Source organism: Ehrlichia japonica (genome assembly GCF_000632845.1).
In the GTDB taxonomy this organism is placed as follows: domain Bacteria; phylum Pseudomonadota; class Alphaproteobacteria; order Rickettsiales; family Anaplasmataceae; genus Ehrlichia; species Ehrlichia japonica.
On the sequence record NZ_CP007474.1, the window covers coordinates 750582 to 774709 of the forward strand.

At 29.1% G+C, this 24128-nt stretch carries 15 protein-coding genes; 9 read left to right on the forward strand and 6 right to left on the reverse strand.

Annotated elements, in window-relative coordinates; translation table 11 throughout:
* The first annotated feature begins 5 nt into the window (after positions 1–5).
* A complete protein-coding gene (locus tag EHF_RS03015) occupies positions 6–278 on the forward strand; it encodes a DUF2610 domain-containing protein (RefSeq protein ID WP_044195069.1) in 273 nt (90 codons plus the stop codon).
* Between the two features lie 495 nt (positions 279–773).
* Here the strand turns inward: EHF_RS03015 and EHF_RS03020 are convergent, their stop codons facing one another.
* Positions 774–1757, reverse strand: coding sequence for a ribonucleotide-diphosphate reductase subunit beta (locus EHF_RS03020; protein WP_044195071.1), 984 nt, complete (start codon positions 1755–1757; stop codon positions 774–776).
* A 232-nt stretch (positions 1758–1989) separates the two neighbouring features.
* Between EHF_RS03020 and EHF_RS03025 the strand changes: the two genes are divergently transcribed.
* Complete coding sequence (locus EHF_RS03025) at positions 1990–3840, forward strand: hypothetical protein (protein WP_044195074.1); 1851 nt, start codon at positions 1990–1992, stop codon at positions 3838–3840.
* A 227-nt stretch (positions 3841–4067) separates the two neighbouring features.
* Here the strand turns inward: EHF_RS03025 and cysS are convergent, their stop codons facing one another.
* On the reverse strand, positions 4068–5447 hold the full coding sequence (gene cysS / locus EHF_RS03030) for a cysteine--tRNA ligase (protein WP_044195076.1): 1380 nt from the start codon (positions 5445–5447) through the stop codon (positions 4068–4070).
* Positions 5444–6073 carry an exopolysaccharide biosynthesis protein gene (locus EHF_RS03035; protein ID WP_044195078.1) on the reverse strand — a complete coding sequence of 210 codons (630 nt, stop codon included), beginning with the start codon at positions 6071–6073 and terminating at the stop codon, positions 5444–5446. The genes cysS and EHF_RS03035 overlap by 4 nt, the downstream gene beginning before the upstream one ends.
* A gap of 593 nt (positions 6074–6666) precedes the next feature.
* On the opposite strand from EHF_RS03035, the gene EHF_RS03040 reads away from it, so the two are divergent.
* Genes EHF_RS03040 through EHF_RS03050 form a run of 3 tightly spaced genes read left to right on the forward strand, consistent with a single transcriptional unit; the run spans position 6667 to position 13084 of the window.
* Positions 6667–11418, forward strand: a complete 4752-nt coding sequence (locus EHF_RS03040) for an NAD-glutamate dehydrogenase (protein ID WP_044195081.1) — start codon at positions 6667–6669, stop codon at positions 11416–11418.
* Between the two features lie 11 nt (positions 11419–11429).
* A complete protein-coding gene (gene tatB / locus EHF_RS03045) occupies positions 11430–11711 on the forward strand; it encodes a Sec-independent protein translocase subunit TatB (RefSeq protein ID WP_044195084.1) in 282 nt (93 codons plus the stop codon).
* The gene (locus tag EHF_RS03050; protein WP_044195086.1) at positions 11708–13084 is read left to right on the forward strand and encodes a PleD family two-component system response regulator; all 1377 of its coding nucleotides are present in this window, start codon (positions 11708–11710) and stop codon (positions 13082–13084) included. Before tatB ends, EHF_RS03050 begins: the two co-directional genes overlap by 4 nt.
* Positions 13085–13525: 441 nt before the next feature.
* Here the strand turns inward: EHF_RS03050 and EHF_RS03055 are convergent, their stop codons facing one another.
* From EHF_RS03055 to efp, 3 genes are all read right to left on the reverse strand, one after another.
* Positions 13526–14449: an RluA family pseudouridine synthase gene (locus tag EHF_RS03055; protein WP_044195888.1), complete on the reverse strand. Its 924-nt coding sequence runs from the start codon at positions 14447–14449 to the stop codon at positions 13526–13528.
* Between the two features lie 520 nt (positions 14450–14969).
* Positions 14970–15734, reverse strand: coding sequence for an inositol monophosphatase family protein (locus EHF_RS03060; RefSeq protein WP_044195089.1), 765 nt, complete (start codon positions 15732–15734; stop codon positions 14970–14972).
* Positions 15735–15924: 190 nt separating this feature from the next.
* Positions 15925–16494, reverse strand: coding sequence for an elongation factor P (gene efp, locus EHF_RS03065; protein WP_044195091.1), 570 nt, complete (start codon positions 16492–16494; stop codon positions 15925–15927).
* Positions 16495–16995: 501 nt separating this feature from the next.
* On the opposite strand from efp, the gene EHF_RS03070 reads away from it, so the two are divergent.
* From EHF_RS03070 to EHF_RS03085, 4 genes are all read left to right on the forward strand, one after another.
* Positions 16996–20382 (forward strand): FAD-dependent oxidoreductase, encoded by a 3387-nt coding sequence (locus tag EHF_RS03070; protein WP_044195094.1) that lies wholly within the window; start codon positions 16996–16998, stop codon positions 20380–20382.
* Between the two features lie 634 nt (positions 20383–21016).
* Positions 21017–21697 (forward strand): phosphatidylserine decarboxylase, encoded by a 681-nt coding sequence (locus tag EHF_RS03075; RefSeq protein WP_044195097.1) that lies wholly within the window; start codon positions 21017–21019, stop codon positions 21695–21697.
* 4 nt (positions 21698–21701) lie between these two features.
* Entirely contained in the window at positions 21702–22481 is a 780-nt protein-coding gene (locus tag EHF_RS03080; RefSeq protein WP_044195099.1) for a CDP-alcohol phosphatidyltransferase family protein, read from the forward strand.
* Positions 22482–22501: 20 nt separating this feature from the next.
* Complete coding sequence (locus EHF_RS03085) at positions 22502–23884, forward strand: alanine/glycine:cation symporter family protein (protein ID WP_044195102.1); 1383 nt, start codon at positions 22502–22504, stop codon at positions 23882–23884.
* The last annotated feature ends 244 nt before the right edge of the window (positions 23885–24128 follow it).

Below are 24128 nucleotides of genomic sequence, written 5' to 3' on the forward strand. Positions count from 1 at the left end.
ATGATATGCCAGGTATAAAGAAATTCATTGTCCCATGTGACTTCAGCGGACAAAGTTCTCCTTTTGCAATATACATTGGAGAACCAAAACCAGATAATCACCCTGTACAACATCAAGATAACTGGCTAGCGAAGGAACGTGGCGGCAATATACCAGAAAAGGTTAAAGATAGCTTAGCAAAATTACATGCACTAGCACAGAAAAACGGCATTTGTTTTTCAGATCTTTGCGTATACGCTCTAACAGTTGCTTCTCATAAAAATACCAAGAATTCCTAAAAAATGTATTTATTTAGTTCAAAGCATTATACATGTTTGTTACAAAAACTCATACTCTACATATATAAATAAAAGTAACAAAACAACATGACAGCAAAGTAAATCAAGTAAACTTAAGTATTCCGTTAATATTGTATTCTTTATCAAAGGAATAATCAAAACATATAACGCATACAAAACTGGAAAAAAAACAATACCTATTCTGCTATCATTAGAAAAGTTATTATAAGTAGTGTATTACATAACTATATGTAACTCTATAAAAAAAACAACAAACCCATGCTTCATTTTTCATTAGAAATAGAAATTCCTATTAATATAACAGTAATACTATATACATATTTCACATAAATGATGTTAAACACAAAATAAGATGATTCTTTTCATATAAAAAAACAATAAAGTTATATATCATCGTGCACAGGAATAACGAGCTCACATTAATATAATATTAATACTACTTCACAAAGTTTTAAATGATACTAAAAAATATATTTATATAATGTCATGGTCTTCAAATGCCTCTTCCCATGTTCCTTCTGTAGCAGCACGAGCATATTCTGTAACTCTATTCTCAAAAAAATTAGTATGTTCTACTCCATTTAAAATCTCATCTAACCATAATAAAGGGTTTTTAGTTGCATCATATATAGGCTCCAGATTCAACTGTAATAATCTTCTATTTGCAATATATCTAATATATTCCTTAACTCCTTTAGAAGATAATCCTTCAACATCTCCACAAGCAAATGCTAAATTAATAAACTCATCTTCTAATGAAACAATAATTCTACAGGCTTCATATAACTCTTGTTTTAATGAATCATCCCATATTTCATAATTCTCTTGAATAAAAGTATTAAACAACCTGATTATCGATTCTGTATGTAATGTTTCATCTCTTACAGACCAAGCTATAATTTGCCCCATACCTTTCATTTTTCCAAAACGTTGAAAATTTAACAAGATCGCAAATGAAGCAAATAATTGCAAACCTTCTGTAAAAGCACCGAAAACTGCTAAAGTTTTTGCTACATGTCTTTTATCATTTTTCCTACATTCTTCAAATCTCTGCATATAGTCATATTTTTTCTTCATCACCTCAAACTTCAAAAATGCTTGATACTCAATTTCAGGCATTCCAATAGTATCCAACAAATATGAATAAGCAGCTATATGTATAGTTTCCATATTTGAAAATGCAGAAAGCATCATACATACTTCCGTAGGCTTAAAAATATTTGAATAATGTTTCATATAACAATTATTCACTTCAATATCAGCCTGCGTAAAAAAACGAAAAATCTGAACTAAAAGATTTTTTTCTTTCTCAGAAAGTACCGTTTTCCAATCTTGAACATCATCTGCAAGCGGTACCTCTTCAGGCAACCAATGTATCCTTTGTTGACATAACCAAGCATCATATGCCCATGGATAATTAAACGGTTTATAAATTGGTCGAGAATCTAATAATGACATTTTCAAGTACTATAACAAAACAATATGAATTATAAACTATAATCCAAAAAGAACTATAACAATTATTTGATACAAAAATCAACTAAGATTTTTTATTAAACAATCTAAGTAATAAATATAATTTTTATATATTTTATATAATATTTTCACCTAAAATGTTAAAAAAATAAATTGCATATTAAATTATTTATAATTATACACTAGTCATCTAAATTTTATACGTGCAAATATTATGCTAACACAAGATCAACAAAGAGCAGCAATGAATAATATAACCTTAAAGAAATATGTAACGGATACTACATTAGAAAAGATTGATGAAGCTCTCATAGATATCAGCAATGCGATCCCACTATGCATAGCACTAACACTGGATATTCAACCAGATTTTGCCTCTTTTAAACAAGAAACAACATCCATATTGCAGGAATACAAGGAATGGTTTATTGCAAATCAAATACCAAAGATGCCCCTAATTGATGAAAGAACATCAGATACCCTATGGAAGAGTATACAAGAAATGCACACATTATACCATAAATATCAAATATCAGTTTCTAGTGATGCCAGTACTAATATGCTAAACAGGATAGCATTTCATTCCTCTCCTAATAAGAAAGAGATTACAATAAATAATAACTTCAAGTATAATATTCAATACACCATGTTGACATTACTCATTGATCAATGTTTTGACCTTAATCCCAAATACAGAACAACATATACAAGCGAAATACTATTCAAAACGGTTGAAATTAGAAATAGAATAATGGATCAATTAAAAACAATATTGTTTCAGCATGTACAAAAAAAAACTTTTTTCTCATATGCAAAATATTTACAAAATTTATATAATATGCAAGCGTCATACGCAGTAGAGAAAGATGTTGACCTACTAAGAACAACCAAACAATTTATTGGACTAGAAGCAATCCACATTTTTAACCAAGAAATATTTAGCAACATTAATCTCATTCTAGATAATGGATGTGACATCAATATTAAATGCGACGTTCCAACATATACAAAAATATTCTTAGAAATAAGTGACATACATATTTCTGGTACAGTATATGGCAGTATCTTTAATAAATATGGCAGCATTATCATTACCAATGCAAAAGAAGAATGTAGTCAAAACATAATATCCATATTTGGAACTGTCAGTATCAATGGCAGAATAATTAAGAAAAAATTACCAGATATGTTTACTATTCCACCCAATTTTTGTAGAGATATAAAAGACAAATCTATAATAACTAAACAAACAGACCTCTGCCAAGCAGAAAAACAAATCACATCGTTTTATCCATGGGATGTTATTAATCAAAAAGATGAAAATGGAATACGTGCACTAAATATAGAGTCATTCCATCCTAAGCTTCAACACCATGCTGTTATTGTATCCATAGGATGGCCTATCAATCAACACAACACTACCCCAACTAAAAATGCTGAATCTCTATTTTACAATATAATACACAATGCAAATCATTTAAACATAATAGATGATATCAGTCCGGATAAGAGGTTACCGTGTACTTTTTTTGATCATAGCATACCTATGTTTATTTATAATATACGTATAGAAGACAAAAAATTAATTATTGACAATTTAAGTAAGAGCATAGCACTTTATCTAACATACATAACACACAGTGGTACAAATCTTATATCTAAATTTGGTGTTCATGAGGTAGTAATATATAGCAGAGCTGTAGACTTTTCAATTCTAATACTTCATGATACAGATGTAACTATATTTGGCAAATTTTGCGGTTTATTGCACACAAATAAAGGTAATATTACAATTATAGGACAAGTTAATAAATCTCACATAATATCAAATACTGGATTAATTAAACTCCAAAACAATCCTTCCGATTCCAAAGCATCAATAGCAATTGATAGTGCTATCATCGCTCAATACGGTGCCGTAGAAGTTACTGGTCAATATTCTAATTCTTACATAGACAGTAAAAATATAACTAACAAATCACCAAATACAACTAATGCTATCCCCCCTTCTTCATATCTCACAAGACTTTCAAAAATATTTCATCCCTTTGTTTCAAGAGAGTAAGTGGATTAGTATGATAATACTAACTATCATATTGTCCTGTAATACAGCTTTTTACACTATAAAAAATATAAATAAAACATATTGCTTGAATATAGTAAAGGTTTCATATAAGCAGATGTTTATTTCACATTTTACTATGGTTCTATGTCATTGATATGCTTTACATAGCACTTTATCGCATACAGTTATAACGTTTAAATAAAAAAAATCTAATCTCTTTTATCTTATTATTTCTTATACCAATGTGTAGTCCCATCTTTGTTATCAGAAAGAACTATTCCTCGATCTAACAAAAGCTGACGTATATCATCTGCCTTTTTAAAATCATTACTTGCTCTCGCTTTTTTTCTTTCATCTATTAACTGACTGATTTCTTGATCATGATTATCAATTTTAAACCAATCTTGCCAAGAATGCTGTAAAATACCTAAAAAATTTGCAGTTTTAATAAGAGTTTTTGCTAAACATACCTTTTTCATTATATCAGATGTCTTATTAATCTCTGTAACCATTTCATGTAATATTGAAATAGCTTTTGGAGTATTAATATCATCTTTTAAACAATCAATAACATTACCAGATAACTCAACGCCACTATCCAATGATAAATCAGCATTTATTGAACTTAAAGCAGTATACATACGATTAAGCGACTCTTGAGCATTAGCCACCACTTTACTACTCCAATCTAAAGGTTTCCTATAATGGGCACTCAACAATACATATCTTATCAATTCACCTTTGATCCCATTATCTAATAACTGCCTTACTGTTAAAATATTACCTAAAGACTTACTCATTTTCTCACCATTAACTGTAAGAAACCCATTGTGCACCCAATATTTAGCATAGTAGCTGCCAGGAAAAGCACAACAACTTTGCGCTATTTCATTTTCATGATGAGGAAACTGTAAATCTGCTCCACCACCATGAATATCAAAATTTTCACCCAAATAACAATAACTCATAGCTGAACATTCTATATGCCAGCCTGGTCTCCCTAATCCCCAAGGACTTGACCAACAACCCATTAATTGGCTATCTATTTCAGTGGCAGGTTTCCATAAAACAAAATCCCCTGGATGTTTTTTACCTAACCCCACATCCACCCTACTACCATAAATAAGTTCTGAGATATTACGCCGAGATAACTTACCATAAGAAAGATAAGATTTTATGTTAAAAAACACACTACCATTATACACATACGCATGACCAAGATCTATTAACTTCTGTATTAAATTGATCATAATATCTACATTATCAGTCGCTCTTGGCTCATAGGTTGGGTCTAAACAGTTAAGCATTTTCATATCTTCATGAAATGCTCTTGTATAAATTGAAGTAACATCATATATATTCTGCTTACTACTTTGTGCAATATTAATAATCTTATCATCAACATCAGTAATATTTCTTACATAAGTCACTTTAGGATATAGCAATTTTAATAACCTAAATAGCACATCATATATAACTATTGATCTAGAATTCCCAATATGCGCAAAATCATAGACTGTAGGACCACAAACATAAACCTTCACATTATTACTATTTAAAGGAATAAAAGGTTCCTTAATGCCAGTTAAAGTATTGTATATGATCATGTAAATTTCGATAAAAAAGAAAACATATTTATAACAAGCTTGGGACCTAAAGTAATTACCATTAGAGTAACAATAATACCAAACAATGACACTATTACCCCAAGAATCACCATGACACCATCTTTATTAAGCATGCCCAAAGACATAATCGACACACCGCCTGCTGGTATAAAATTTGTTAAAGGTAAAGGTATAGCTATTGATATAGCACATAAAAGAGAAATAAAAGCTATAACCTTCTCTCCAAAACTATTAAATATAAATAATAAACGAGGCTTTGTAAGTTTTTCTGCTTTTCTCAATATAGGAGCAGTTTTTTCAATAATTAAAGCTAAAGTCACACGTTTAAAAGACTTTTTTTCCAACCATTTAGGCATCCAAGGAGTCCGTAACCCAAGCAACATTTGGAATGAAAATATTAATAAAGGTATAGAGAATATTGTTGTATACCCTGGAGGTACAGGTATAGGAATCGAAAGAGGTAATGAAAATAACAACATTAATATCCCAAAACCACGAGCATGAAGTGCAGATTTTAATTCAAATAATGTAATCTTATCTATATCAGTGTTATTTGTAACTTCTTCCAATAAATCTGAAACTGCTTTATTCTTTTTGTGTGACATATATATAAACTCATTTCAAAAACTATACAACATACTCCTAAGAAAAATAACACATATAGTTAATAACATTTACTATACATTTTCACTATCTACAAGTAGTAAAAATATTATTTAACAATAGTATGTTTAACATATAATAAAATTTCTTAAGTTTACATCAAACATAAGTACATCTTAGAAATAATATTTTAACTTATTAAAACTAATTTACAACATCACAAGTGTAACAAGTTATATAAATAGTATACTTCAAGTACTTTTTAAGTTTACATGAAAGTAATATCTAACATAAAATATCTAGTAAATGTTATTAACTATATATTAATATAGCTTTATTGAAAGAAAAACACCTAATAATATGTTCAAGTTGTTTTAAATACATATACACGTTATATATGTAGTAACCTATATCTGTTCTTTTTATATTAGAAATCTATACTTTAAATATCCTAGTAAATAATATTTCATAATACATTAAATTGTAAATTCATATCAGCATCCTAAAAATTAATTGCATTATACTTTAAAGAAGTATAATAGTATTTTAACAAAAATAATTTACTATATAATAGTCAACTAGCGCAGCTAAAAAAATGCTTAATAATTTCAATCAAAAGATTATTGATTCAGTTTTAGAATTAATAAAACAGGAAGATGACCATCTATTTAAAAGCTTTGTTAAACAATTCTACAGTTTCTCTTACAATAGCAATATTACATTAGATACTAACTTTTTTTTATTCATAGCACGCGATTTATATGAACTTATCAAGATTAAACAACCTAAAGAAAGTAAAGTAAAAATATTCAATGTAGAACAACAAAACAATGATATAACAAGTAATGCAACTATTGTTGAAATCATAAATGACAACTTACCGTTTATAGTTGACTCTATTATCATTGCAATAAAGAAACACCATGCATCAATATATTATTATACAAATGCTGTGCTAAATATTAAACGAGAAGAAGAACATATACATACAATATCACCTGCACAATCTTGTTCAAACCATGAAACAAGCGAGTCAATAGTATACTTTACTATTAGTAATGTCGATGAAGAATCTCATAAATTATTAAAACACGACATCGAACAAAACCTACAATTAGTTAGCTACTGTGTTAATGACTGGAAATCAATGTTATACCATTTTGATTCAGCATTGAATACTATGAAAGCTTTTCATAGCAATTCTATAGAAGAAGAAATTACATTTCTAGAATGGTTAAGAAAAGACAATTTTATTTTTTTAGGATATGAAGAGTATGTTGTAAATCAAAACAAGTTAGTGATTAATACTAAAACTAGTCTTGGACTACAGCGAGTCAATACATCAGATGAATCTACTAAAAATTTACCTGAATCTAAAAAACATATATATATCATACAATCTAACATTTTATCTACTGTGCATAGATATGAATACATGATTTGTATAGGACTGAGAATATTTACTCAAGACAATATTTTGATAAAAGAACATTGTTTTTACGGATTTTTTGCCTCCATAATTTCATTTCAAGATGCAAATTCTATTCCATTAATTCGCAGTAAAATAAAAGCAGTAGAAAAGAAAGCAGGATTTACTATAGGTGGACATAGTAATAAAGCATTGATTGATATACTACAAAGGCTGTCTAGAGACGAATTATTTCAATTTTCCGAAGAAGAACTATTTAAAATTTCAATTGGAATACTGTCTTTAGCTAACAACCCAAAAATTAAACTTTTCATAATAAAAAGTCAAAGTCATAACTTTATAAATTGCATCATTTTTATACCAAAAGTCTTAGCAAGCACTGAACTTGCAAATAAAATGAGTTGCATATTAGAACAGATGCTCACAGGTAAAGTTGTCAACAATCAATATAACATGTTAAATGAGTATAATTTAGTCAGGTTGCAGTTTATACTAAAAGCACGAGATAAGTTATTTAGTGATTTTTCGGAATCAGAAATCGAAGAAAAACTAATTGCAGCATCTAGGAGATGGGAAGACAAATTGCAAGATGTCATGTACTGTAATTTAGGATCTATAAATCCATTTCTACAATATCTGACAGCATTTCCACCGAGCTACCAAGAATATTTTAATTCAAAAAGCGCTTACCATGATATAATAAAATTAGAGCAAGTTTGTAAATATAATACTAGTGAAGCTGACCTTTATTTAATAAAAAATAGTGTTCATTATCAGTTAAAAATATACATACCTCAAGAAAGTAATCTTCAACTTTCAGAAATACTGAGTATAGTAAAAAAAATGGGAACAAATATAATTCTACATCATAGCTATACTATTACAGCCAAAATTACCGTATATTTACATCACTTTATACTATCAAATACAAAACAATCCTTTGACCATAACAGTATCAAACAACAATTTGAAACCACAATCAAAAAAATATTTGCTAAAGAAATAGAAAATGATTACTTCAATAGTTTAGTCATATTAGCTAACTTAAATTGGAGAGAAGTTATGCTGATAAGAGTCTTAAGTAGATATTTAAAGCAAGTATCATTTAACTATAGTCAAATTTATACTCAGAAAGTTGCTATTAAATACCCAAAAATTTTATTCCATTTTATCAAACTATTTGAAGCTAGATTTAATCCAGCATTAATTAACAATCAAGAATCTAGATCCATAGAAAACAAAATTAATGAGCTATTACTAGAAGTTATAGATGTAGTACATGACCACATTTTACGATGCATATACGCATTAATTTTAGCAATTTTACGTACAAATTATTATAAAGGAAAAGATTACCTATCTATAAAATTAGACTCAAGTAAAGTACCAAACATACCTCTACCATGTCCCTTTAGAGAAATATATGTATACTCTAATTTATTTGAAGGTATACACTTACGAGGTGGAAAAGTTGCACGTGGAGGAATTAGGTGGTCTGACAGAACAGAAGATTTTCGCACAGAAATATTAGGATTAATGAAAGCACAAATGACAAAAAATTCTGTGATTGTTCCAGTAGGGTCTAAAGGAGGATTTATCTTAAAACGTACACAAAAAAATGCAGCTTTATCAAAAAGTACTGCTGTAGAATGCTATAAAAATTTCTTAAGGGGTATATTAGATATTACTGACAACATTATTGATGATAAATACGTCACACCTAATGATATTATCAAATATGATGAATATGACCCATACCTAGTAGTTGCAGCAGATAAAGGAACTGCTACATTTTCTGATTATGCAAACGAAATTTCTGAAGAGTATAATTTCTGGCTAGGGGATGCTTTTGCATCTGGAGGATCAATAGGATTTGATCATAAAAAAATGGGTATTACAGCAAAAGGAGCATGGGTAGCAGCCCAAAGGCATTTCTGGCTTATGGACAAAGATATATATAATGAACCATTTACAGTGATTGGTATTGGAGATATGTCTGGAGATGTATTTGGCAATGGAATGCTATTATCTGATAAAATACACCTAATTGGAGCATTTAATCACAGTCACATCTTTGTTGATCCATCACCTGATCCCCAAAAAAGCTTTCTTGAACGTAAGAGGTTATTTAACTTAACTAGTTCTTCATGGGAAGATTACGATAAATCATGCATTTCAAAAGGTGGAAAAGTTTTTAACCGCAACTCTAAAATACTAGACTTAACCCCTGAAATAAAAGCACTATTTAATATTAGTGAAGACCAGATTTCTCCAAATACACTTATCAGGCACTTATTAAAAGCAAAAGTTGATATGATATGGAATGGAGGGATAGGAACATATATTAAATCTTCACAAGAAAGTAATGCTGCAGTAGCAGATAAAGCCAACGACGCACTGAGAATTAATGGATTCGAAGTAAAAGCTGCAATGATAATAGAAGGTGGGAATTTAGGATCTACACAACTTGGAAGAGTTGAATATGCTAATAACGGAGGAAAGATCAATACTGATTTCACAGATAACTCTGGAGGAGTGATATGTTCTGACTTTGAAATCAATATAAAAATATGTCTAAGACTAGCAATGCAAAACAACTATATTTCTTTAGCTGAGCGTAATAAGATACTAGATGATATAATGCATGAAGTACCATCAATAGTTTTAGAATCACATAATAAACTAGAAACAAAAGCTTTAATGTTAGAATGTATACAAGCACATAATCGAATAGAACAACATCACAGATTGTTAAAATATCTAGAAAAGATTCAAGTATTAAATCGAGATATAGAATTCTTACCAAGTGATGAAGAAATCACAAAAATGAGTGCTGAAATGAAAGGATTTACCTGTCCTCAAATTGCAATATTAATAGCATATACCAGAACATTCATAAAAAATGAGGTTATGCTTTCTAATATTTTCCATCATTCAAGCAATTTATCAGGTTTATATGAATCCCAATATTTGCTATCTTACTTCCCACAATATATAAGAGATAATTTCGCACAATACATAAGGCAGCATCCTTTAAAAAAAGAGATATTAGCAACGTGTATAGTGAACGACATAGTAAATAGAATGGGATGTATCTTTGTAAATCACATCATTGAAAACATCGGTATTACTGTTGAAGACATAATCAAAATATATGTTATAACAACCCACATGTATAACTTATATGAAATATGGAAAACATTAGATGAGCTGGATAGCAAAATTCACATTAATGTATACACATCCTTAATTAGAGAAGTACAAAAATTTATAGGACAAGTTACCTTCTGGTTTATTAAGAACTCTTCCAAAATTACAAATATAGACACAAAATTAGAAGAATTATCATCACAAATATCCTTACTCGAAGAAAATATAGAAAGCATTTTATGTAATGAATCTCTAGAAATATACAACCATACTTTATCCTCTCTAAGTGAACACAATATTGAAGAATCAATCATAAAAAAAATCACAAAATTAAAATTCATGACCGCTTTCCTCGATATAATACATCTAACAAATACTTCAAACTCACCACTGTTAGCTGTAGGAAAAATATATTTTCAGTTGAGATCATTGTTAAATTTTAGTCGTATACGTGACCTTGCAGCACATATGGAATCAAATTCCTCATACTGGCAGCGTATTGCTATTAGAAATTTACTTGATGATCTAAATGACTATCAATCTATAATAACAGAAAATATTCTAAAACAGATAGAACCTACACTATCACTAGCAGTAAAATTGGATAAGGTACAAAATATAATTAATGATATAATTCAAAGTTGGTATATAAACAATCAAGAAAGATTGAACAGATATTATAACTTTTTAAATGAAATCAATACAACTCAACTTGATTTAAGTAAATTAATGCTTATAATAAAGTCTCTTGATATGTTTATTAGTTGAAACAATTTTTAATGTTTAGTGTTGGTATATCGGAAATTATTGTCATAATTTTAATAGTATGTTTGGTGATTAACCCAAAAAAACTCCCTTTTTTAACAAAAAGCCTAGGAACTTACTATAAAAAATTTGTAGATACAAAAGGTGAGATACTTAATTACTTTAATAAAATTTACATAGATTGTACAGGAGAACAAAATGATAATGTTACCATTAAAGAAATAGTAGGAGATGATGGAAAAATATATAAAAGTTATGAAATAAAAAAGATATCAAGTAAAAAAAAAGATATATGACTGCAAAAGTATTAATAGTAGATGACTTACCTGCAAATATAAAACTACTGCAAGCTAAGCTCATAGGTGAATATTACAATGTTTTAACAGCAACAAATGGAATGGATGCAATAAGAATTGCTGAAGAAAAACATCCAGACATAATACTATTAGATGTTATGATGCCAGAAATGGATGGATATGAAACCTGCAAGAGATTAAAATCTAATCCAGCAACTACGTATATTCCAATAGTAATGGTTACAGCTCTTGATAATACATCAGACAATAGAGTAAGTGGTCTCAGTTATGGTGCAGATGATTTCTTAACAAAACCTATAAACGACATGGCTCTGTTTGCACGCATTAGATCATTAACAAGGCTTAAGATGGTTATAGACGAGTTAAGGTTAAGAGGGAAAACAAACGTAGATATGAGCGTACTACATAATAACATGATGGATTATGCAAATAAAATTGACGATGCTAGCATTCTAATTGTTGATGAAGATATTATCCGATCTGAACACATAAATAACGTCCTGCAGAAATCTTTTCAACAAACTGTAGTTTCACATAACATAGATCAAGCATTAACTTTAAGCAATATACAAAATTATGACTTAATCATTATTGATTTAGAATTCTCTGGAGACGGATTGAGACTATGCTCACAATTACGCAACAAAATTGAAACACGTTACACTCCTATTCTAGTTTTACTTGATGATCATGAAAATCCAAAGTTATTAAGTAAAGCTTTTGATATAGGAATTCATGATTATATTACAAGTCCTATAAACAGCAATGAACTTATCGCAAGAGTAAATGTCCAAGTAAAAAGGAAAAGATACCAAGATGCTTTGAGAATCAATGTAGACACTAGCATAACAATGGCTATAACTGACCCTCTAACAGGATGCTATAATAGACGCTATTTTGATATACATTTCCATAATATGGTAAATGAATTACTACAAAAGGATAAAAATTTATCTTTAATGATACTAGATATTGATCATTTTAAAGAAGTTAATGATACATTTGGACATACTGTTGGAGATGAATTATTGCAACAGTTTAAAAAACGAGTATCAGATAATATACGCATCACAGATCTATTAGCAAGATTTGGTGGAGAAGAATTTGTTGTAATATTACCAGATACAACAATTACTACAGCAGAACAAGTAGCCACACGAATTCTTACTGTAATAGAAAAAACTCCTTTTAAAACAAGTGTAGGTGATATAAACAAAACTGTCAGTATTGGTGTAGTCGAAGTACAGAAATCTGACATCGACAACATAAAACAATTGATAGACAGAGTTGACAAATGCCTCTATGAAGCAAAAAATACAGGGAGAAACAAAGTTATTACGTGTTATTCATAAAGTTTAACAAAGTACTTGTTATATTTTTGTACTTTCTAGATCAATTGTAATTTACAAAGTATAGGCACGCTTTATGACATTCTGAAATTTATATCTTATAAATTTTAGTAATTTTCAAAATATGAATAAAATATAAGATCTTAAAAATGCTTTATATACATAGTATCACCCACAGAAAATTTCTATACACCACTATGAAAGTACTTTTTATTAATTAAATATATACTATCCAATTACAGTTTTAATTTTAAAGAATCAGATAGTTCTAAATTTCATTTGTAGTTTATAAACACATTATACTTTAGAGCCTATACACTTAGCAATAACTGAATATACCATTTATATAACCCTTACAGTAACTACAAGTAGATGTCATATTATTGAACATTTATAAATACAATGCTTTTAATATAAGTTTTATATTTCTACTCATAACAACAACTATAACAATTTCTCTAAATATAGAATTGTATCTTCCATATAAGATGGGATAGGAGCAGTAAATGTTAACTCTTTAGTCCCTATGTAAATTGATAAAAAAGATGCATGTAATTGTAAGTGATCATTTAATATATGTTTACAAAATTTACCATATTTCTTATCACCAATAATAGAGCACCCAATTTGTGATAAATGTATCCTAATTTGATGCTTTCTTCCAGTAATAGGCTTCAATTCAAGCAATCCAACATCATAAGGTAACTTCTTCAATACAGAAAATAAAGTAATAGCTTCTTGTAAACATGAGTTATTAATTTTTTCTAAAGGAAGACTATGTTTGTTCTTAATAATAGAATGATTAATCTGACCAATATCATTTTCTGGAATCCCTTGGGTCAATGCTAAATATTTCTTTCTTACCCTTCTATTCTTAAATTCTTGCATAATTAACCTGGATACTCTTGCATTACGAGCTAATATCAAAACACCGCTAGTATCTTTATCCAATCTATGAACAATTTTCATAGATTCTCCATCTATAATTTTATCTACAATATCACTAATACTAACTTTAACCTTAGTACCACCCTGAACAGAAATGCCAGCAGGTTTATTAATCACCAATACATTATCATCTTCATATAAAATATTATTACGAATCAAACTAACTAGAAAATCACTATCAGCCTCAGAAATTTTTTTAGTTTGTTTCTTTTCACAGATAACCTCATTATATTTTATATAAATTACATTCCCAACATTAACCCTTGTATCAGATTTTACCTTCACATTATCAAGTAATATCACACCCTTACGTAAAAACTTCTCAACCAAAGATTGAGGGATTTTTAATTCTCTTCTAATAAACTTATCTATTCTTACATTCTGATCATCTTCTTGTACAGTATAATATTTATCTATCATCACCCAAGTTTTTAAAATAGCATACAAAGGAACCACAAACTCTTAACAAAATCTATACTTAAACTAAACACACATATGTACACACCCACTAGGTTCCACAATTCACTAGAATTACGTCTTTCTTACAACATTTACTTATTATTATCCAAGCTTTTTAAAATAGCACATAAAGGAATAACTAACCTTTAATAAACTCCCACAACCTAAAAACATACACATCACTTATCAACTTCTATCATTTTACTACTCAGAAATCATAATAAAATACAATCCATTTATAAACCAATCACATGATAATACCATAACCTCTGCCAAAAAACATACTACAATAATACAAAATTTCCTCTGCATTTATTAATGTAGGTCCCTAACATATCCACGTTAAGCTGATACTACATTTTGTAAAATAAGTAAATGTTTAACTTATAGCAGATTATGAATAAATTTTTCTGCATTGCAATATCAAGCTATCCTAAAAAAGACAACATAGAATATCTAATACTAAATTTTATAACTTTACTTACTCATTATTAAATTTCTTTCTTAAATAATCACATAAGGTAAAATTACTAGCTATAAACAAATCATTATCACATACAATTTTGCCTTTACTTTCTTCAACAAATAACTTACCCACAGCAGCTTGATATTTATTAATATTAGAATAAATTAAGGCATCATAAGATGCTGAACACAAATAGGAAAATCCCAAAGCCATAGAACCCATAGCACGTATTATAACAGCCTGAGAATTAAGCTGACTATCAATCATACCAACACTAAGATGTGTAATAACAAAATCAATTACAGCCCTACTTATACTTTGTTTATTTCCTACATGCATTTTTATATAACGAGATTGCACATTTTCTGAGAAAGCACCTACCCCTTTTTCTACGTAAAAAGTTTCTTTCAGTATTGGAGCATCAATTATAGCAGCAACAGGCTCTCCATGACGAAAAAAAGCAATTAACGTAGCAAAATAAGGCAAATAATTTATAAAATTAGTTCTACTATCTATTGGGTTAACAAACCAAAAATTTTCTCCAACCTCAGATACATTTCTAGTATCATCAAATATAATTCCATAATCTTGTCGATAACTATATAATCCATCAGTAATAATTTTTTTTGACCTCAAATAAGCAGATCGAGTAAAATTACTTGCAGCAGTATAAGAAGATTGCATATACCGGATTTCACTAAAATCTCTAATTAAAGCCCTAGATGATTGTCTCACTGATTTTAACATAATATTAGTAACAGAAGAAAAAATTACAGACATTTACAACTCCTTACTTTTAATATGACTCTATAATTAAGTAGCTACCCAACATATAAATAGAACTCAATAAATAGCCAGATACATTTTTATTTACAACGTCTTTATAGACACAAACAAAGAATAGAACTAGTCCAGCATATGTTGCAGAACATGCCCTTCTACAAGAATACAAATATTAAATTAATTAACACTATCCCTTTGCTCGCTCATAATAGCTATCATCTGGAGTATACACAACTATTTTATCTCCAGGCTTAATAAATGTAGGGACGCTAATACGTTGATTATTTTCTAACATTGCTACTTTATAAGCAGAAGAAGAAACTGTCTGCCCTTTAATGACAGCTTCGGTTTCAACTACTTGAAGAGTTACATAATCTGGCACCTTAGCAGATATTATTTCTCCATTATAAAACACTAAAGTAATAATAATATTATCCTTCAAATATACACTCTTATCGCCTAATATATCTTTACTAATTGTAAGCTGCTCATAAGTCTTAAGGTGCATGATAGTAATCATTGAACCATCACCATAGATATACTGATAATCAGATTCATCAACAATAGCCCGCTTTATATCTCCATCTGCACGAAACCTCTCATGCTGTTTAGTACCAGTTTTTAAATTTTTCATTTCAGCTTGTATATAGGCTCCACCTTTACCTGGCTGAGTATGCATAACTTTTACAACTAAATACAAAGCATTATTATGTTCTAATATATGCCCAGGCCTAATATCACTCCCTCTTTCCGCCATCTTTCATAAACAAAAAACTACAACTTCGGAATTTTATTCTTAAAGCACAAGTAATTCAAGAAAAATAAATACCTATAGTAACTTTACTCATAAATATATCCTGTTATCAATTATATAACAAGGACCTTTTATCAATCATTTAGTATAAGTTCATACCAATTTTTATTAAGATTTTATTTTATACATAACATCTTACCAATGACTAGAACACATAATCATCATATAAATTAAAAAAAAATAATAATAAGCTTAGATGAGATTTAGAATGAACACATATAGTAAATTATAATGTATACTAACAGCAATCCTTTAATATTAATAATCTTATAATTATAATGGATATATCAATGATATATATTTTAATATACCAATTATAATAAACACAATTTACCAGTCATAATTTTAGTGTTTAAAAATAGAACTGATAACTACAACTTTCAACATTTATAATATAAAATTATCATATTTCAACTAATATGTTACACTCTTTATAAAAAAATTATGTTAGAATTCGAACTTACTGTACAAAATCTATATACCAGAGAAGGTTTAGTAAAATTAGATAATCTATTTTTATCATATCTACAGTCTAATAACGAAGATCTACACAACGTATTAATTAAAGAGCGTCAGAAAGATATTAAATCTGACAATACATCATGTATTATAGACCTTTCATATATGGTTGAGAGTTTCATAGCAAAATTATTTAAAATTGAAAATGAAGTAGTAACACAACAAAATGCACACAAAGAATTTTCAGAAATATATAAATGTAAAAGATTATTTATACAACGTTATGCTCTTAAAAAATATCCAAACATTAACAATTTAGACATATCAGAAATAATACAGCAAATTAGCCAGATATTTAAACTACCTATTCAAGAGAAAGAATTTGTTCAACAAGTATTACTATGGTTTGAAGATCAAGAAAAATATTCAGAAAACCTAGACATTACAGCTAAATACGCTGCATATATGGTACATTCGAAATCAGATAGTATTTTATTCAATGTACCAAACAAAATAGATTTTAACAATTTAGTTCCTACAACGACAAAAATTATCAACAACAATACAACTGTAATGACATCAGAGCGTCTCAAACGCAGATATGGCTTTAGCCTCACCCATAAAGAACCTAGCTTATATCAAGCCTTAAATGACTGTCATTATTGTATTTTTTGCCACAAACAAAATAAAGACAGTTGCTCAAAAGGATTATTAGAAAACAACAATTCATTTAAAAAATCAACACTATCCATAGAATTGCATGGCTGCCCTTTAGAAGAAAAAATATCAGAAATGAACTTACTAAAATCGCAAGGATATACTATAGCAGCGTTAGCAATTGCTATGATTGATAATCCGTTATGTGTTTTAACAGGATATCATATTTGTAATGACTGCACTAAATCGTGCATTTACCAAAAACAAGATCCTGTAAACATACCAATGGTTGAGACTCAAATTGTCAACAATGTTCTCGCTTTAAGTTATGGATTTGAAATATACTCATTACTCACCAGGTGGAATCCTATAAATTTTGAACGACCATTCCCTCAAGTACATACAAATAAAAATATACTGGTCATAGGGCTAGGTCCAGCAGGAATTAACCTATCACATCATCTTCTAAATGATGGACACACTGTTGTTGCAATAGACGGATTAAAAATTGAACCTTTACCACAACATATTTCCGGAGTTACTCAATTCGGAGAGAAAACAGAATTCAAATTAATCAAAAATGTAAAAACAGAATTATACGAAAATCTAAATGAACGTGTACCTCACGGATTTGGAGGAGTGTCTGAATATGGGATTACTGCAAGATGGAACAAAAATTATCTAAAAATAGCAAGGCTGATACTAGAGAGAAGAAAAAATTTTGCAATGTATGGAGGAATAAGATTTGGCAGTACATTAACAACAGAAAATGCTTTTGAAATGGGATTTCACCATATTGCTCTCGCAACAGGATCCGGCAGTCCAAATATAATCAATGTACATAACTCTTTGGCACGAGGAGTACGCATGGCATCAGACTTTTTAATGTCACTACAATTGACTGGGGCTGCAAGAATAAATTCAATTGCCAATTTACAAATCAGACTACCCATCATCATCATAGGCGGAGGATTAACAGCAATAGATGCAGCAACAGAAGCTCTTGCATATTATCCATTGCAAGTAGAAAAATTCCTTACAAGATACGAAGCACTGACAAAAATTTATGGCAAATCACACATAGAAGCAAACTGGACAGAAGAAGAAAAAATCATTGCAAATGAATTTTTAAGCCATGCAATTCAAATCAGAAAAGAAAAAATATTAGCTAAAGCAGAAAATAGACAAGAAAAAATTATCGAGCTACTACAATTATGGGGAGGAGTTACTATTGTTTATAGAAATCAGTTGTTAGATGCTCCAAGTTATAAATTAAATAGTGACGAAATAAACAATGCACTAGCAGAAGGAATATACTTTATAGAAAATTTACAACCATATAAAATGATAACTGATCAGTACAATCACATAAGTAATATTATATTGATTGATCAATACAATAATAAAAAAACACTTCCTACAAAAACCATCATAATTGCAGCAGGGACTAAACCAAACTTAATTAGCATAAAAGAAAATCAACAATTTTGTGCATTAGGTCAAGATTTCACCCATACCTTTGATTTACAAGGCAACAGCATAATAATAACTGCATCTCCAAAATTTACAAAAAAAGATAGCATATTTATATCACATGATAAAAAAATTAGTATTTTCGGAGATCTACATTTGCCATATAGAGGCAGTGTAGTTAAAGCAATGGCAAGTGCTAAAAATGGATATCCAATTATAACACAGATATTAAAACAATGTTCACCAACAAAAGAGACCCAATTACTAACAAAACTAAACCACAAGCTAAAAGCATATATAGTAAACATAGAACATATTACAAAAACTATCACTAAACTTACTATTTTAGCTCCTCTTGCAGCAGCAAATTTTAAACCTGGACAATTCTACAGATTACAAAATTTTGAATGTAACAGCTTAAATATAGAAAATACACAATTAGCAATGGAAAGCTTAGCATTAACAGGAGTTTCTGTAGATAAGAAGAAAGGATTAATATCAACTATAGTATTGAATACAGGAGGATCTAGCCATTTATGTAATTATCTTAAAAAAAACGAACCTATTATTTTCATGGGCCCTACTGGAACCCCAACAGAAATTCCTCACAATCAAAACATAATCTTAATAGGTGGAGGAGTAGGCAATGCTGTATTATTCTCAATAGGCAAAGCATTATTATCAAATAACTGTAAAGTTTTATATTTTGCAGGATATAAAAAAGTAGAAGATGTATTTGAACCATCATCTATAGAAGAATCATCAAATACTGTAGTATGGTGTTGCGATGAAAAAATGATTGAACCAAGAAGAACCCACGATAAATCTTATCACGGAAATATAATTGATGGCATAATTCAATATAACAATCATTTGTCAAAAGATACTGACATACCCTTAGATTCTGTAGATCGAATTATTATCATTGGTTCAAGCCATATGATGGATGCAGTATCACATGCTATATTCAATCAGTTACGTATTCTTTTTAAAAAAGAGATTAAAGTTATAGCATCCATTAATTCTCCCATGCAGTGCATGATGAAAGAAATATGTGCTCAATGTTTACAAAAACATATAGATCCAATAACAAAGCAGGAAAATTTTATATATAGCTGTAATAATCAAGACCAGTATGCAAATTACGTAGATTTCAAATTCTTAAGTGAAAGACTTAAACAAAATAACTTGCAAGAAAAATGCACCAAACAGTGGATAGATTACTGCCTACATAAATTATGACTAAATAAAAACACTACTTAACACCTTCCTTATGAATTACACAACACACTCAGCGCTTCTATATTAAATTTTACTAAATGTCACCTAGAAAGACGTACTAAACAGTAAGTAGATTCCTACATATTATAAACTTAAATAAGATAATATCTTTTCCTTAAGTTTCCCAATATATTTAACATCTCTTTTAATCCTTAATGCTTCATTCAACCATAATCCAAGCAAATATATTAAGTAGTAAAATAGATTGTTACTGATATAAATTACAACTAAATAAAAACATTGACGTAACACCTTACCTATGACACTACTCAAATATACTCAATATTCAATTGATATCAACTCTATACACTATAAATTCTTCATTTCATTATTACAAAAATTACTAAGCTAGTATTGTTAGTAGAATATTTAAAAATTCTGACATTTTACAACTAACATGATAAATAAAAATACTGCTAAAACTTTAAATAGCAAATTTAATTATACTAATTGAGATCCACATTCTTAGTATTAAAATAACACACAAAACAGCGCAACTGTAACGGTATATCTATAAATTACATAAATCTATCAAATATTAATTGCATAAAATATTGCAAAGTTTATAATCTCTTAAAAAGTCTGAGGTCGAGTAATGCTTTACAATTTTATTCATAACATCCACAGGGAGGGATATATATTTATAATGATATCATTCCTTATGTCTTGCATTGGATTTGCTATTTCTTGCAGCTTAGGAATAATTTGTTTAGTTATGTCATTATTGTGCATATATTTTTTTCGTGACCCTGTACGTGTAGTACCAGAAGGAGATAATCTAGTTCTTAGCCCAGCTGACGGTGTAATATTAGACATTAAGGAAGTCAACTCTCCTATGGATAACTCTACACAAGTAGTATGCATTAGTATTTTTTTAAACATATTGAATGTTCATGTAAATCGAATTCCTGTATCTGGAATTATTAAGAGTACAGAATATATACCAGGAAGATTTTTATTAGCTTCGCTAAATAAGTCAAGTGAGTTAAATGAGAGACAAAGGTTAGTTATTGAATCTAAACTTGATAGCCACTCGATTATTATAGATCAAATTGCAGGATTAGTAGCGCGACGTATAGTATGCAATGCATACGAAGGTCAAAATGTTAATTCCGGTGAGAGATTTGGTATTATTAGATTCGGCAGTCGGGTTAATCTGTATTTACCATTAAGTGTCCACGTATCAGCATTTATAGGACAAACGGTTATAGGTGGAGAAACTATTTTAGCATACCTGCAAGAAGCTCCTAAACAATTAACAGTTAAGTCTATATAATAATATGAAAGAGGAACAAAGTGGCAAGTTTTTTCCTATCGCTAGGTTATTTCCTAATATAGTTACCCTATTAGGTTTATGTGCTGGTTTGACCTCTATAAAATTTACCTTTATTGGTAAATGGGAGTCTGCTGTCATGTTTATCATCATAGCAGCACTCATAGATGGAATGGATGGTAGGATTGCCAGATTACTTAATTCCACTAGTGGTTTTGGTGCTCAGCTTGATTCTTTTGCAGATTTTTTAAATTTTGGCGCTGCTCCGGCATTTTTATTATACTTTTGGTCTCTCAAGCAAATTAAAGTAATAGGTTGGATGCTAGTGATGATGTTTGTAATGTGTATGTCAATTAGACTTGCCAGATTCAATATGTCTTTATACGAAGAAAAAAAATTAGATTGGCATAAATTTTTTTTTGTAGGAGTACCTGCACCACTGGGAGCAGTATTATCATTAATTCCAATAATGCTAACTTTTTACTATCATGATAATCATTGGTTAGTTCAAAACTTATCTGATCAAAATAATGTAGCAATATATTTTGCTGTTATTGCATTCTTATCAGCAAGCAATATTCCTACATTTTCTGCAAAACATCTCTATATACCAAAAAACTTATCTTATATATTCATTCTACTGTTTGGTATATTTATTGTATTTGCAATAACAAAACCATGGATAACATTTCCAGTTGTTGGAATGATGTATATATTATCAATCCCCGTAAGTAGTGCACTATACATATATATTATGTATAAAACTAAAGGCAAGCCAATAAAATAGTACCATATATATAGATCACTATGATAAACCTTGGGCCTACAGACTTTTTTCCATATCTCTCTAAAATATTAGAGTCCATTTTTTCTCTTACAGTATTCCGAATTCCATTAATTATTCTATGGATAATATATCTAGGAACATTTTGCACTATAAAATTTAAATTCATCAATATAAGACTTTTCAAACACGCTCTAAATATTTTAATAAATTCGCCTAGAAATAAAAACAATTATACTATTTCTAATATTCAAGCATTTATCACAGCAATATCTGGTACTATAGGATTAGGAACAATTTCAGGAGTAGTTATAGCAATTTCCACAGGAGGTCCAGGAGCAGTATTATGGATGATAATAATAGGCATTTTAGGCATGTCAGTAAAATTTGCCGAAGTAACATTAGGATTTAAATACTATTTACTAGAAAAGCAAAATAATATAGGAGGTCCCTTTCAATACATCAGATGTGGATTAGCTGAACTAGGATTAGTGAAAACAGGAAAAATAACAGCATACATATACGCTATTATCATGATAATAGCTATGTCTTTTGGAGGAATATCATTTCAATCAAATCAAGCAACTATACTATTAAGCAACACTTTCCATCAAGTAAACTGTAGTATTATTGTTTTAATATTAACATTATTAAGTGGATTAGTGATAATGGGAGGAATAACACGCATTGCAAAAATCATGACAAAACTGTCCCCTATAATGGTGATACTATACATAACCATATGTACAGCTATTATTATTAGTCATTTAGACCAACTACTCTCTACACTAAGTATAATGTTACATGGAATGATAGGAGGAAATAGTGTCACTGGAGGAGCAATAGGATCCCTTATTGCAGGAGTTAGAAGATCAGTTTTTGCAAACGAAGCCGGAGTTGGAACTTCTCCCATAATACATGCTTCAACAAATGACACTGAACCTGCAAGAGTAGGATGCACTGCAATGCTTGAACCATTTATTGACACTGTACTTGTATCATTTATTACAGGAATAGTAGTCATACTCACTGGATCTTATAACCACATAAATAGTAGCAGTAGTGCAATAACAATTAATAATATATTTTCTAATATTTGTCCGATTTGTGAATACGTTATATTTCCTTTTATTGTATTTGCTTTTGCATTTTCATCAATTATCACATATTCCTATTACTGTGAAATATCATGGAAATATATATTTGGAAGTTCACGTCATATTATATTATGTAGAACACTTATAATGTGCATAATCGTAATCAGTGGATTATCAAAAAACATAGTACCTATATCTCAATTAGGAGAACTGCTCTTTATATTCCTCACAATACCTAATGGATTAACAATTATTCTATTAAGTGATACTATAAATCAAGAACTTAAGAGATATTTACAAAAAACTTAATTATACAGAATACTTACTGTAATAACTTAAATGATTTACTTTATTACTGCACAGTGATATAAATTCTATAATGAATCACTTTACTTAATATTACTATATCATTTTTATATATTTTTTCTAAATTCTCTAAAAATATCCATAACTAACATACAACTTTAAAATCACAAATTAAGTTTAATTCCTAAGATAATGATCATATAACATTTTTCTTCAGTTCAGCACCTAAAATCAATTCATTTCAGAA